12 protein-coding genes, 2 tRNA genes, 2 pseudogenes and 1 riboswitch are annotated in these 13,501 nt (G+C 63.8%); of the genes and pseudogenes, 12 read left to right on the top strand and 4 right to left on the bottom strand.

Annotated features, from left to right (window positions below; translation table 11 throughout):
• The 4 genes from A5777_RS21005 to A5777_RS20990 all read left to right on the top strand — a co-directional run.
• Positions 1–284, top strand: a 284-nt coding sequence (locus tag A5777_RS21005) for an ArsR/SmtB family transcription factor (protein WP_231895147.1), incomplete at its 5' end; no start/stop codon positions are given.
• 208 nt (positions 285–492) lie between these two features.
• Positions 493–1,896, top strand: coding sequence for a glycine--tRNA ligase (locus A5777_RS21000; protein ID WP_064864290.1), 1,404 nt, complete (start codon positions 493–495; stop codon positions 1,894–1,896).
• A gap of 123 nt (positions 1,897–2,019) precedes the next feature.
• The gene (locus A5777_RS20995) at positions 2,020–2,493 is read left to right on the top strand and encodes a cold-shock protein (protein WP_005206492.1); all 474 of its coding nucleotides are present in this window, start codon (positions 2,020–2,022) and stop codon (positions 2,491–2,493) included.
• Positions 2,486–3,793 (top strand): deoxyguanosinetriphosphate triphosphohydrolase, encoded by a 1,308-nt coding sequence (locus A5777_RS20990; protein WP_064864289.1) that lies wholly within the window; start codon positions 2,486–2,488, stop codon positions 3,791–3,793. The genes A5777_RS20995 and A5777_RS20990 overlap by 8 nt, the downstream gene beginning before the upstream one ends.
• 2 nt (positions 3,794–3,795) lie before the next feature.
• On the opposite strand, the gene A5777_RS20985 is transcribed toward A5777_RS20990, so the two are convergent.
• A complete protein-coding gene (locus tag A5777_RS20985) occupies positions 3,796–6,027 on the bottom strand; it encodes a glycoside hydrolase family 3 C-terminal domain-containing protein (protein ID WP_064864288.1) in 2,232 nt (743 codons plus the stop codon).
• Positions 6,028–6,170: 143 nt separating this feature from the next.
• Here A5777_RS20985 and dnaG point away from each other — a divergent pair, with 143 nt between their 5' ends.
• On the top strand, positions 6,171–8,090 hold the full coding sequence (gene dnaG / locus A5777_RS20980) for a DNA primase (RefSeq protein WP_064864286.1): 1,920 nt from the start codon (positions 6,171–6,173) through the stop codon (positions 8,088–8,090).
• A gap of 6 nt (positions 8,091–8,096) precedes the next feature.
• Here dnaG and A5777_RS25105 read toward each other — a convergent pair whose 3' ends face one another.
• Entirely contained in the window at positions 8,097–8,255 is a 159-nt protein-coding gene (locus tag A5777_RS25105; RefSeq protein ID WP_168431277.1) for a hypothetical protein, read from the bottom strand.
• Positions 8,256–8,517: 262 nt separating this feature from the next.
• Between A5777_RS25105 and A5777_RS20975 the strand changes: the two genes are divergently transcribed.
• The 6 genes from A5777_RS20975 to A5777_RS20950 all read left to right on the top strand — a co-directional run bounded on the left by A5777_RS20975 (position 8,518) and on the right by A5777_RS20950 (position 12,337).
• Positions 8,518–8,591, top strand: a tRNA-Ile gene (locus tag A5777_RS20975).
• Between the two features lie 184 nt (positions 8,592–8,775).
• Positions 8,776–10,482, top strand: a complete 1,707-nt coding sequence (locus A5777_RS20970; RefSeq protein ID WP_231895146.1) for a GMC oxidoreductase — start codon at positions 8,776–8,778, stop codon at positions 10,480–10,482.
• Positions 10,483–10,634: 152 nt separating this feature from the next.
• Positions 10,635–10,707: transfer RNA gene (locus A5777_RS20965), tRNA-Asn, on the top strand.
• Positions 10,708–11,212: 505 nt separating this feature from the next.
• Complete coding sequence (locus A5777_RS20960; protein ID WP_064864284.1) at positions 11,213–11,413, top strand: hypothetical protein; 201 nt, start codon at positions 11,213–11,215, stop codon at positions 11,411–11,413.
• A 45-nt stretch (positions 11,414–11,458) separates the two neighbouring features.
• Positions 11,459–11,522: riboswitch (guanidine-III (ykkC-III) riboswitch) on the top strand.
• Between the two features lie 15 nt (positions 11,523–11,537).
• A complete protein-coding gene (locus tag A5777_RS20955) occupies positions 11,538–11,852 on the top strand; it encodes a DMT family transporter (protein ID WP_005206487.1) in 315 nt (104 codons plus the stop codon).
• A gap of 59 nt (positions 11,853–11,911) precedes the next feature.
• Positions 11,912–12,337: a pyridoxamine 5'-phosphate oxidase family protein gene (locus tag A5777_RS20950; protein ID WP_064864282.1), complete on the top strand. Its 426-nt coding sequence runs from the start codon at positions 11,912–11,914 to the stop codon at positions 12,335–12,337.
• Here the strand turns inward: A5777_RS20950 and A5777_RS20945 are convergent.
• Positions 12,317–13,063, bottom strand: a complete 747-nt coding sequence (locus tag A5777_RS20945; RefSeq protein ID WP_082933782.1) for a GntR family transcriptional regulator — start codon at positions 13,061–13,063, stop codon at positions 12,317–12,319. The genes A5777_RS20950 and A5777_RS20945 overlap by 21 nt on opposite strands.
• A pseudogene (locus A5777_RS20940) lies at positions 13,020–13,262 on the bottom strand (acyl-CoA dehydrogenase family protein); the annotation flags it as partial. The gene A5777_RS20945 and the pseudogene A5777_RS20940, both read right to left, overlap by 44 nt.
• 15 nt (positions 13,263–13,277) lie before the next feature.
• Between A5777_RS20940 and A5777_RS25855 the strand changes: the two are divergent.
• Positions 13,278–13,370: pseudogene (locus A5777_RS25855) on the top strand (hypothetical protein); the annotation flags it as partial.
• Between the last annotated feature and the right edge of the window lie 131 nt (positions 13,371–13,501).

Raw genomic sequence — 13,501 nt, 5'->3', positions numbered from 1 at the left:
GCGCCAGCGACCTGCTCAGAGCACTCGCATCGCCCATGCGGATCGCCATCGTGCTCGCGCTGCAGGAAGACGCCCGCTGCGTGCACGAGCTGGTCGGCTCGCTCGGCGTGAGCCAGCCCCTGGTCAGCCAACACCTGCGCGTACTGAAGGACGCGGGCGTCTTCCTGCAGCGCGAGCACGATGGCGATCCGCATGGGCGATGCGAGTGCTCTGAGCAGGTCGCTGGCGGCCTCGCGCGCAGCAACGTCGCGGGCGCCGACGCTGCGCGAGCCGAGGTCGTCTGAACACTGGCCGCGAGTTCCCATCCCTCCATCTTAAAGGAAGTGGTTGTCATTTGTGGTCGACGCCCCACTGGTTGCATTGCCCGCGCCAGGGGATGCGCGACGGCGCTGGTCAGGCGTCGTCGGCCGACGGCTAGGCTGTAAGGGTTGCCGGCCTGCGCGTCGGCGAGAAGTTTGTGACCTGTCCCAACGTCCGTGGAGAAAGATCCCTGTGGCCTCCCGCCCGTCGAATGCTGCCCCTGCCAAAGTCGAAGCCGTCGTCAACCTCGCCAAGCGTCGGGGTCTTGTGTACCCGAGCGGCGAGATCTACGGCGGGACACGGTCGGCATGGGACTACGGCCCGCTTGGAGTGGAGCTCAAGGAGAACATCAAGCGGCAGTGGTGGCGGAGCATGGTCACCAGTCGTGACGACGTCGTCGGACTCGATTCGTCGGTCATCCTCCCGAGGCCAGTGTGGGAAGCCAGTGGTCACGTCGAGGTCTTCACCGATCCGCTCGTCGAATCGCTCTACACCCACAAGCGCTACCGCGCCGACCACCTGATCGAGGCCTACGAGGTCAAGCACGGCCACCCGCCCGAGAACGGTCTTGCCGACATCAACGACCCGGAGACGGGCCAGCCGGGCAATTGGACCGAGCCGCGTGCGTTCAGTGGCCTGATGAAGACCTATCTGGGGCCCGTCGACGACGAGGAGGGGCTGCACTACCTCCGTCCGGAGACCGCGCAGGGAATCTTCGTCAACTTCAAGAACGTCATGACGACCTCGCGCAAGAAGCCGCCGTTCGGTATCGCGCAGATCGGCAAGAGTTTCCGCAACGAGATCACCCCGGGCAACTTCATCTTCCGCACCCGCGAGTTCGAGCAGATGGAGATGGAGTTCTTCGTCAAGCCGGGTGAAGACGAGGAATGGCACCAGTACTGGATCGATCAGCGATTCGCCTGGTACACCGATCTCGGTATCAATCCGGAGAATCTGCGGCTGTACGACCACCCCAAGGAAAAGCTGTCGCACTACTCCAAGCGCACCGTCGACGTCGAGTACAAGTTCGGCTTCTCGGGTAACCCGTGGGGCGAACTCGAAGGCGTCGCCAATCGCACCGACTTCGATCTGTCCACCCACGCCAAGCATTCGGGTGAAGACCTGTCGTTCTTCGACCAGGCGACGGGCGAGCGCTACACCCCGTATGTGATCGAGCCCGCAGCTGGTCTGACCCGCTCGGTGATGGCATTCCTGTGCGACGCGCTGACCGAGGAAGAGGTGCCGAACGCCAAGGGCGGCACCGACACCCGCACCGTGCTCCGGCTCGATCGTCGACTTGCCCCGGTGAAGGTGGCGGTGTTGCCTCTCTCGCGCAACGAGAAGCTGTCACCGAAGGCCAAGGATCTCGCCGCAGAGTTGCGCAAGTACTGGAACGTCGACTTCGACGACGCACAGGGGATCGGCAAGCGGTACCGCAGGCAGGACGAGGTCGGAACGCCGTTCTGCGTAACGGTCGATTTCGACACCCTCGACGATCAGGCCGTCACGATTCGCGAACGCGACACGATGAGCCAGGAGCGCATCGCGTTGGACCGCGTCGTCGAATATCTGGGGAGCAAACTGCTCGGGGCGTGACGTCGGGTCGCGGGTCGGTCGTTGAGTAGGCCTGACCTGCGGTGGTCTGTCACAATTGAGGAGATTTGCCGTGCGCGGCCGGACACGGGGTCCGACCGGGCGGCGAGGAGAGTGAGTGGAGTCGTGGCGGTCAGCGGGAAAGTCGTTCATTACGACACGAATAGAGGATTCGGATTCTTGGCCCCGGAGTCGGGCGGTGCCGATGTGTTCTTGCACATCAATGACATCGACATCGACGAGGATTCGTTGAAGCCAGGTGCCAAGGTCTCGTTCGACATCGAGGAAACCGATCGCGGAGCCAAGGCGGTCAACGTCGCGGTCACCGAAGAAGCGCCGGCCGACGAGTCGGGATCGGGGCGCCCGCATCGTCGCGATTCGCACGATCACCACGGTCGCTCACACGGTTCCGATCGCTCGCATGGAGCTGACCGTCGACGTCCGCGCGGAGGCGGCGGGTCACTCGATTCGGCGGCGTTCACCGAGGAGATCACCGAACTGCTCCTCGACGCCTCCGGCGACCTGACTGCCAAGCAGATCGTCGCCATCCGTCAGCGCGTCACCGACTTCGCGGTCGGTCGGGGCTGGGTGCTTGACTAGTACCCCGCTCTCTGGCCGGACCGGTATACCTCCGACTGCCGAGTACGGCGAGGAGGCCGTCGAGCGCATCGTTCGCGAGGGTGCGAAGACGGCCAGCCTGCCCGGCACCAGGACAGATCACCGCAGTGAGTACGCGCGTGACCGTGCGCGCGTACTCCATTCGGCCGCATTGCGTCGGCTCGCCGACAAAACCCAGGTCGTCGGACCACGCGAGGGCGACACTCCGCGTACCCGTCTCACGCATTCGCTCGAGGTCGGGCAGATCGGGCGGGGGATCGCGATCGGTCTCGGCTGCGAACCGGACCTCGTCGAACTCGCGGGTCTCGCCCACGACATCGGGCATCCGCCGTACGGACACAACGGCGAACGAGCGCTTGACGAGGTCGCCGTCGACATCGGTGGGTTCGAGGGCAATGCGCAGAACCTGCGCATTCTCACGCGGCTCGAACCGAAACTCCTCGACGCCAACGGCGCGTCCGCGGGTCTGAACCTGACTCGCGCGTCGCTGGACGCGACTCTCAAATACCCGTGGCTGCGTCGGCCACCGGCCCGCAAGTTCGGAGCATACGACGACGACGCCGATACCCTGGCGTGGGTTCGGCAGGGTGCGCCCGGCGATCGGCAGTGCATTGAAGCGCAGGTCATGGACTGGTCGGACGATGTCGCGTATTCGGTACACGACCTCGAAGACGGCGTCATCGCCAACCGCATCGATCTCCGGTCACTCGGCGACCCGGACGATCAACGCACGCTGGCGGCGATTGGCGTCGCAGAATTTCCCGAGCTCGAACCGGAACCGCTGATCGACGCCGCGGGCAGGCTCTCTCAGATGGACATCGTGCGGGCGGTCGGGGTGTTCGACGGCAGTCTCGACGCGTCGGTGCGGCTCAAGAGACTCACGAGTGAACTCATCGGCAGGTTCGCGTCCGCCGCCATCACGGGTACCCGAGGACAGGTCGGCGGGCGGTCGATTTCTCGCTACGACGCCGACCTGACGGTGCCACCGCTGATCGCTGCCGAGGTTGCGATCCTCAAGACCTTGGCACTGCGATTCATCTTCTCCAACGAACGCCACAAGTCGCACCAGGCACGCCAACGCGAGCGCATACACCGGGTCGCCGGGTGGTTGATGGCCGCGGCCCCCGGGGGACTCGATCCGATCTTCGTCCCGACCTGGCAGGCCGCCGAGACCGACGCCGCGCGACTGCGTGTCATCGTCGACCAGATCGCCTCGATGACCGAGGGACGCCTCGAACGGATGGACAAACAGAACTCCGGCGCCCAGGCGCACCTGGGCTGATACTACTGGCCGGATGAGTTCCCGGCGTTGACGGCGTCGAGCTTCTCCGCCAGCGCCTTCTTGGTGACCGCGCCGGTGGTGAACTCCGGCAACCTGTCGACAGGCACCGAGCCGATCATGGCGAGCAGCCCCGGGCCGTCGGCCTCGGTCACGTCGGGGAAGGAGCTCTTGACCAATTCGGTCAACGCGTCCTTGCCGCTGGGGACTGAAACCACCTCGGCGATCGTCGAATTGGTGGTCAGTGGGACGGAGATCTCGTCTCCCTTGACCTCGACGTCGGCGTGCAGGCGGATATCGCGACTCGACGCTCCCACGTCGATCCGATACGTTCCGCCTTCGACGAGGAAATCGTGGACGCGAACATCCCAGTACGCCAACGCCTCTCGCGGCACGCTGATGGTCACGCGCTGCTCGTCGCCCGCCTTGACGTCGACGCTCGCGAACGCCTTCAGTTCGCGCACCGGCCGCGAGACCGACGACGTCTCGATGCCTGAATACACCTGCACGACCTCGCGTCCGTCGACCTTGCCGACGTTCGCGACGGTCACCTCGACGGTCAGACCGTCGACATCCTGGGTGACCGAGAGGTCGCGGTAGTCGAAGTCGGTGTAGGTCAAGCCATGTCCGAACGGATAGGAGACGTTCATTCTGCGCGCGTCGTACCAGCGGTAGCCGATGAACAGTCCCTCGCCGTAGGTGACGTGTTGGAACTCGCCGGGAAAGTTCAGGTAGCTCGGGTTGTCCTCGAGACGCAGCGGAATGGTCTCCGACAGTCGCCCGGACGGATTGACGCTGCCGAACAGAACGTCGGCGATGGCGCCTCCGCCCGCCTGTCCGAGGAGCGCGCCGTCGAGGATCGCGGGCGCCAGGAGCGGCGCGACGCGGATTACTCCGCCGCGTGAGAGCACCACGGCCGTACGAGGATTCACGGCCAGTACCGCTTCCGCGAGTTCTAGCTGATCGGAGGGAAGGTCGATGGTGGTCCGGTCGAATCCCTCCGACTCCTGGTGCTCGGCGAGTCCGAGGAACAGCACGACGTTGGTCGCAGATCGCGCCGCGGCGACGGCATCGGAAATGAGGTCGCTGCGGTTCTGAGAATCGTTGTCGTCGGTGGTGTATCCGGCGGCGTAGACGACTTCGGAGCCGGCGTGCCGCTTGATCTCGTCGAGCGGGATGTCGACCTTGGTGGCGTTGACCTTCGACGACCCGCCGCCCTGATAGCGCGGTTGCGCGGCCATCGTGCCGATGACGGCCAATTTTTCGGAGCTGTCCAAGGGAAGAAGGTTGTCGTCGTTGCGCAACAACACGATTGCCTGCGCCGCGGCCTCACGCGCCAGCGAGTGATGGGCGTCGACGTCGAATGTGCCGTTCTCCGAACGGATGTGCGGTGCTGCTCGTTCGACGAGCGTGATCATCCGGTCGGCAGACTCCTGCAGTGCCTGCGGGTCGAGGCGGCCGTCGTCCACGGCAGCCGCCACGTCGTCGTCGAGTTCGTCGCCCCCGAACGGCATCATCAGGTCGAGTCCGGCGGCCACCGAGCGAACGCGGTCGATCACGGCACCCCAGTCGCTGATCACCACGCCGTCGAATCCCCATGTGTCTCGGAGGATTTCGGTGAGTAGCTCGCGGCTCTCGCTCGCGTGGATACCGTTGATCCGGTTGTACGAGCACATCACCGTCCACGGTCGTGCGGTGCGGACGATGTGGCCGAACGCTCGAAGGTACAGCTCGTGCAGTGTGCGCTCGTCGATTGCGGCGCTCACCCGCATGCGATCGGTCTCCTGGTTGTTGGCCGCGAAGTGCTTGAGCGAGGCACCCACGTCGACGCTCTGCACGCCGCGTACCCATGCTTCGCCGAATCTTGCCGAGAGAACCGGGTCCTCGGAGTAGTACTCGAAGTTGCGGCCGCCGAGCGGGGAGCGCTTGAGGTTGATGCCGGGGCCGAGAACGACCGAGACCTGGCGGGCGAGTGCCTCGGTGCCGATGGCCTTGCCGATGCGGTCCGCGAGGTCGGGGTTCCAGGTCTGGGAGAGTCCGACAGCGGGCGGGAAGCAGGTCGCGGGAACGCTCTCCGACAAGCCCAGGGCGTCGGAGGAGCCCTCTTGTTTGCGCAGTCCGTTCGGGCCGTCCGTCATTGCGATTGACGGCAGGTCGCCCTCGGACTTGGTCTGCCAGAAGTTCTTGCCGCTGGTGAGTCGGGCCTGCTCTGCGGTGGACAACGACGATGTAGCCATAGGTGCTCCTCGGTGCGACGACTCGGCCCCCCGTTTTCGACCGTAGCCGATCCGTCCTCGGAAGCCGTGCGGGTTGGGCGCAGTCTCGCGCGCTTGTGGATGTAGCGGACGAGGCGAGCCGCAGAGGTCACTACACTGGGCACGTGGCAGGCCGAATTCCCGATCGTGACATCACGGCAATCCGTGAACAGACACGCATCGAGGAGATCATCGGCGACTACGTCGCACTGCGTCCGGCAGGTGCCGACCGACTCAAGGGACTGTGTCCCTTTCACGACGAGAAGACGCCGTCGTTTCACGTCCGTCCCCATCACGGTCATTTCCACTGCTTCGGATGCGGCGAGGGTGGCGACGTCTACAGCTTCTTGCAGAAGCAGGAGCACGTCAGCTTTGTCGAGGCCGTCGAGCAACTCGCCGACCGGATCGGATATCAGATCCACTACGAGGGTGGCGGGACGTCGGTCGCACGTGATCGTGGAACCCGCGCCCGCCTGGTAGCTGCCAACGCCGCCGCGCAGAAGTATTACGCCGAGCAGTTGCGAACCCCCGACGCGCAGATTGCGCGCGACTACCTCACCGAACGGAACTTCGACGCCGCTGCGGCGTCGACCTTCGGCTGCGGATACGCCCCCGCAGGCTGGGACACGATGACCAAGGCGTTGCTGTCGCAGGGCTTCGAGTTCGCCGAGTTGGAGGCGGCCGGCCTGTCGAAGCAGGGCCGCAAGGGGCCCATCGACCGATTCCATCGCCGTCTGCTGTGGCCGATCCGCAATCTCGGTGGAGACATCATCGGTTTCGGTGCGCGCAAGCTGTTCGACGACGACAACCTCGGCAAGTACATGAACACGCCGGAGACCATGCTGTACAAGAAGTCTCAGGTATTGTTCGGCCTCGATCACGCCAAGAAGAACATCGCCAAGAGTCATCAGGTCGTCGTGGTCGAGGGATACACCGACGTGATGGCGATGCATCTGTCCGGGGTGACGACTGCCGTCGCTTCGTGTGGCACCGCATTCGGTGAGGATCACCTGGCGCTGATCCGTCGTCTGATGATGGACGACTCGTACTTCCGCGGTGAGGTGATCTACACCTTCGACGGCGACGCGGCCGGAAAAGCTGCGGCGCTCAAGGCTTTTGAGGGCGAGCAATCCATCGCGGGCCAGACCTTCGTCGCCATCGCGCCGGAGGGTATGGACCCATGCGAGTTGCGGCAGAACAGGGGAGACACCGCGGTCCGGGATTTGATCGCGCGTCGGGTGCCGATGTTCGAGTTCGCCATCAAGGCCCTGCTGGCCGGGTTTGATCTGAACACCGCGGAGGGTCGTGTCCACGCACTGCGCGACACGGTGCCTGTGGTGGCCCGCATCAAAGATGTCGCACTGCGCGACGAGTACGCCCGTCAGCTCGCCGGTTGGGTTGGCTGGGAAGAAGTCGGGCAGGTTCTCGCGCGGGTGCGTGAGGAGGGTGCGCGCGTCGCTCGGGTGAACGGACGTGCATCGGCGTCTGGGCGTGGGCGACAGATGCGTCGTGACCGTCCCGAAGCGGAGAAGGCGCCGGGACCCGGGCGACCCAACCCGGATGACCCTCGCCTGTGGCCGCAGCGCGAGGCGCTCAAGGCGGCACTGCAGTACCCGGCAATCGCAGGAACCGTCTTCGATTCGCTGCCCGAGGAGTGCTTCACAGAACCCGCCTACACCGTCGTGCGAAATGCGATGTCGGCGTTGGGTGGCACGTCGTCGGGGATGGGCGGCACCGAGTGGATCGACGCCGTCAACCACGAGGTGGACAACCCGGTCGTCGGGCCGATGGTGACCGAGCTCGCTGTCGAACCGATGCCGGTCAGCGAGCAGAACATCTCGCGCTACATCGGCAGTGTGCTTGCCCGACTGCAGGAGGTCTGGGTCGGCGCGCAGATCGCCGACATCAAGTCACGGCTGCGCCGCATGGCTCCAGGTGACGACCCCGACGGCTATCACGCGGTGTTCGGCGACCTCGTGGCGTTGGAGGCGTATCGACGCAGTCTGCTCGAGCAGGCCGTCGACCCTGTCGTCGACGCCGGATGACGGTGGTCAGGCGGCGTTGAGCCTGCCGCCGGGTCGCAGTTCCTCGGGGAACATCGGCCGGTGCGGGTCCTCGGAGTTGTATCGGCAGCCACCGGAGTACGTGTGGGGGCCTTCGCAGCGGTCGGGCGTAGGGCGCGGGCGTCCCCAGATGTGGTCTGCACTCATCAGTTCGCCTCCTCGGGCTCGGACAGTGGGCGACGGCGGCGCTGCGACGGCGAAGCGACCGGGATTCTCGGCGCGATGGCCTACCGAAAGTATGGGGCGACACCTGACCGATCGGCCAGTTGACGCGAGGTTTCACTCGTGGTTGCGCGAATGTGGGTCGGGTCACCGGGCGGGCGGTTCGGCTGCAACGGGGGAGAGACGACCCGCGAGAGTCTGGGCGAAGAGGCCGTGCGGTAATCTCCCACCGGGCATGTGCCCGAACGGGGCGGTAGCTCAGTTGGTTAGAGCCGCGGACTCATAATCCGTAGGTCGCGGGTTCGAGCCCCGCCCGCCCCACGCACGACTGATTTCGGTGGAGGTCCTGGCTTTCGGTAGGAGAACGCCTGGACTGACGATGTGCTCGCTACGCCCGGCACTGGTTCCGGTGTAGATCAACCGGACCAAACCCCTCTCCGCCACGTCGTACTCGGAGTGCTCGTTGTCGAATCCTGCGGTAAGTTCTACGCACACTGAGTCAGACATGGAGATGTCACCGGGGCAGACTCTTGGCGTTTTGGGGGAATCGATGGATCGTCGTGCCTTTCTGAAGATGAGTATTGCGGGGGCTGCGGCCGGAGGAATTGCTGAGATATTCGGGGCTGGAAAGGTGCTGGCTGCGCCTTCGGCTCACGGACGGTACGAATCGGTCGTGCCGGAGATATTCATGCCTGTTCCGGCGCCAAGGCAACACTCTGAGGCCATCGTTATCGGAAGCGGATTCGGCGGCTCTGTCAGTGCGCTCAGGTTGGCCGAGGCCGGAATTCAGACGACGCTTCTCGAGCGTGGTTCTCGGTGGCCAACAGACCCGTGGCGGGACATCTACGGATCATCGGATGGCAGGATGTTCTGGCATCCGAGTAAGTCGCTGGCCGAGAAGTCGCTGACTTCTACTTTGGCGATTCCGGCATACGCAGAAACCTTGGGATCGATGGCGTCAGTTGATGACTTCGGTGGACTCTTCGAGGTGAGTTGGCACAACAATTCGGTTCTCATGTGCGGCGCGGCGGTCGGCGGGGGCTCGGTGGTGTATATCGGGATCACGGCGCAGTCGCTGAGGGTGCCATTCGACCAGGTGTTTCGCGGCGTTGTTGACTACGACGAAATGGCGCGCATCTGGTATCCGAAGGCTCTTGCGGGCCTCGGCGCGACGACCGTGCCCTCGGATGTGTACCGGCACTCCAGCTTTGACAATGCCCGCGATTTTTGGCGAGTAGCGAAGAATGCGAAGTACAGTCCCTACTTCGTGCCAGGAAACTGGCGGTGGAATGTGGTGCGCGACGAAATTGCCGGCCGTGCGAAGCCGATGACCATCACTAGCGCTGGTGCACGATCGAATGGTTCGTTGAACTCGCTGACATTCACTTACATTCCGCGCGCAGAAAGTACTGGCAAGGCCACAGTGCATCCCCGGCACCAGGTCAACGATATTCATATTGAGAGGTCTGGGCGATTTGTACTCGATGTGGACTATTTAAGCCCGTACGGCGATGTGTTGGCCAAGCGAATACTGACAACTGACCGACTCGTGGTGGCTGCGGGCAGCCTCAACACCAACAGGCTCTTGGTCAAAGCGCGTGATAGTGGGACATTGCCCAATCTGAATGAGTACATTGGCGCTGCTTGGGGAAATAACGGTAATGCCAATTTCGATGTCGCGGTCAGTGGTAAGAAGAAGGACCAATCTGCGGTGGGCGCTGTTGGCTTCTTCGATACTGAGGGTCACTATGCGCGATGTGTCGTCAACAGCACATATTCCTTGGGGCCGATGGAATCGGTCGTTGCTGCGTCGAATACATCTGTGATAAAGGCGGGATTGACCTCAGTCGATCCCACGCGCGGCGTTTTTCGCTACCGACGCGACTCTGGAACCGTCGTCCTTGACTGGCCGGCGGGAGGTAACGGCGGCGTTGCGGCAAATTCGATGAGGATCGCTCACCGACTCGCAGATCGGTCCGGTCTCCCGGTTGACGCTGTCGTGTACGAGCCCGACCTCATGTGGGCTCACGGACTAGGCGGCGCCGATCTCGGCACCGCATGCGATGCGTACGGACGGGTCAAGGGGTACAAGAACCTCTACGTCAACGATGGTGCGATGATCCCGGGCTCGGCAGGGGCGTCGAACCCGACGCTCACGATCACTGCGGTAGCGGAACGAAATATCGCACACATCATCTCCCAAGGCGGGTAGCGGGAGCCAGCGTCGCAGAAAGCAGTGCGTTCGGGGCGCTGCGAGGCCGGATGCGCTACGCGATCTAGCAGGCGTTTTGTTGAGCTGGGGTCCGATACGCTAGAGTCAGCGTTCGGTTCTGGTGCTCTTCGCGGCGCCCGAATCGAGAGCAATCCCCCATAGCTCAATTGGCAGAGCATTCGACTGTTAATCGAACGGTTACTGGTTCGAGTCCAGTTGGGGGAGCAAGAAAACCGCCTGTTCTCAGGCGGTTTTTTGCTTTGATGGGCGTGCTAAGTGCCAGATGAGTGCCAGACGCTGGGAGCAGAACGGTGTACCCGGCAGCGGCGTGGGCCGGGTGGCGAGCGGAACGTCGTTATCAAGGCTGACACCCTACGAGCGGCCGCGCGTCAACGCGGTGCGCGTAACAACCCAGGCTTAGGGTCGTCGTCGAGTTCGTCGCGCTTCCTCGTCGATGATCCCGTCACCATCCGTCACGGTCATCGTGACGGCAGCGGGCGCCGTCGAGGACACATCGAAGTCACCGACCGCTCAGGCCTCCACGGACGTACCGGTATGTCGTGCTCCCAACTGGACTCGAACCAGTAGACCGCGTTTCGTCGTCCCCCGGGGGCGACGGAGACTCGACCAAATACCCTGTCGTGGGCGTGGAGCTGGTTCTAACGTTGATCGTGACCAACACTTCCGTCGGACAGCGACGGAAGGTGGGAGTGTCGAGGAGGTCAACGCCGTGTCAACGCATTCACCGCTCTTCTATGTACTTCCCGGACTGGCAATCGCGATGGGACTCATCTTCGCCGCTGCAGGTATCGGTGACATCGCCAACTACGGTGGCGGGGTCGCCGCCTGGCTCTACACGATCTTCGGCCTTGCGGTCGTGGTGGTGGGGGCGGGAGTGGTCGCAGTCGGCAAGGGCGGTTCGTCGGAGTAGCGTCGCGCGCCAGGAATTTTGCGGGTGTCCGATTTGCTAGTATTGACATAGTCAATGCTGACACCCGGACGAGGCGTGCCGTACCCGGCCAGCGACAAGACGGCGCTCGGAGGTTCGACGTCTCGTGTCGTGGATCGTGTTGATCATTTCTGGTGTTCTCGAAGCTGTATGGGCGACCGCTCTCGGTAAGTCGCACGGGTTCACCCAGATCGTCCCCACAATTGTTTTCGCCGTCGCGCTCATCGGATCGATGGCCGGGCTGGCGTTTGCGTTGCGGGAGTTGCCAACTGGTACCGCCTACGCGATCTGGGTGGGTATCGGAGCCGCGCTGACAGTTACGTATGCGATGGTGACCGGTGCGGAATCAGCATCCCTGATCAAGGCCGGCTTGATCTTTCTCATCATCGTCTCCGTGGTCGGCCTCAAGCTCGCCCACTGAGTTGCGGCCGTAGGGCCGGGTGCCGACGCTCGACGAAGGAAATCACTAGCCTCGGGTTCATGGCGATGAACAAGGAACAACGGCAAGCATTTCTCGCGCAGCCGCACATCGGCGCGCTCTCGATAGAGGCGGGCGCCGACCGCGCGCCCCTGGTGGTGCCGATCTGGTATCAGTACAGTCCCGGCGGCGACCTGTGGTTTTTGACAGGTGCCGAGTCACGCAAGATCTCGCTGTTGCGTGCAGCCGGGCGCTGCACCGTCATGGCCGAGGTGGTCTCGCCAACGATTGCTTACGCCGCGGTGTCGGGTCAGGTGATCGACTACGTCGACGGAACCAAGGACGATCTCGTCGAGATGGCGACGCGGTATCTGCCCGCCGACAAAGTCGCGGGCTACGTCGAATTCGCCACCTCTGAGCACGGTACGCAGACGAAAGTCGTTGTGCGACCGCAACAGTGGGTCGCGTCAGACCTGGGTTCGGTTTGAGCCGGTTGCGCCCCAGATGCCGCTCTGTTCGAGGTGGCGAGTCAAACGTGCAGCGCCATCGGTGAATTGGCGACGCGTCTGCGCCACCGCCTCGTCGACGTCGGATGAACGGTAGGCGTCGATCAGTCGTTCATGGCTGTCGACCGCGGTGTACCCCCACTCGGGGTCGTTGGCGTAGAGCCGTGCGGGTGTGTACCGCGTTGCCGCTAGGAGGAACCATGCCAACTTGGTGCCTCCCGCGATGACGTTGTGCGCGCGGTGAAACTCGAACTCCGCCTCGATGACGCCATTCTCATCGCCACTCTCGACGGCTGTGCGCAGTCGTCGCGTCCACCACTGCAACTCGTCGAGGTCGTCGGATGTCACCGCGGCTGCCGTGCGCAGAGCGAGCCGCACCGCGATCTCGCCCTGCAGCCAGAACAGGTCGTCGACGTCGACACGGTCGAGCGGACCGACGCGATATCCGCGGTGCGGCTCGAGGTCGACCATGCCCTCGCCACGCAGGGTCAGCAACGCCTCGCGCACAGGGGTCACACTGACGCCCAGCTCGGCTGCGACGTCGTCGAGCCTGATGAATTCGCCGGGTCTGATGTCGGCGGTCATGATGCGGTGTCTCAGGTGCGCGGCAACCTCTTCGGACAGTTGAGGGCGCCGAGGAATCCGTCGCGGCGCCCTCGACCCGTCAGAGTCCGAAGGTCTTGCCGATGATGTCGCGCTGGATCTCATTGGTGCCACCGTAGACCGTCGAGATGATCGCGCCACGCATCAAGCGCTCGGCGTCGAATTCCGTTGCGTAGCCGTAGCCTCCCATCATCTGCATGGCATCGATGGTCATGCGCTTGGAGGTTTCGGTGGCTTTGAGTTTTGCCATCGAGGCCTCGCGGGGGAGGAGCTTGGTGGGATTGTCGTCGGCGAGGTGGGCAACGGCTGGAATCAACTCATGGCCGGACTCAACACCGAGCGACTCATCCTCGCGGCCATGCAACTCGGTGTGGCCGAGCGATCATTTGCCGACACACTGGCGTTCATCACCGAGCGCAAACAGTTCGGGCGTCCCATTGGGTCGTTCCAGGTTCTGCGGCATCGCATGGCCGCGAGGATGAGTCGCTCGGTGTTGAGTCCGGCCATGAGTTGATTCCAGCCGTTGCCCACCTCGCCGACGAC

This window comes from Gordonia sp. 852002-10350_SCH5691597, assembly GCF_001665715.1.
In the GTDB taxonomy this organism is placed as follows: Bacteria; Actinomycetota; Actinomycetes; order Mycobacteriales; family Mycobacteriaceae; genus Gordonia; species Gordonia sputi.
This window is presented reverse-complemented; position numbering and strand designations above follow the sequence as displayed.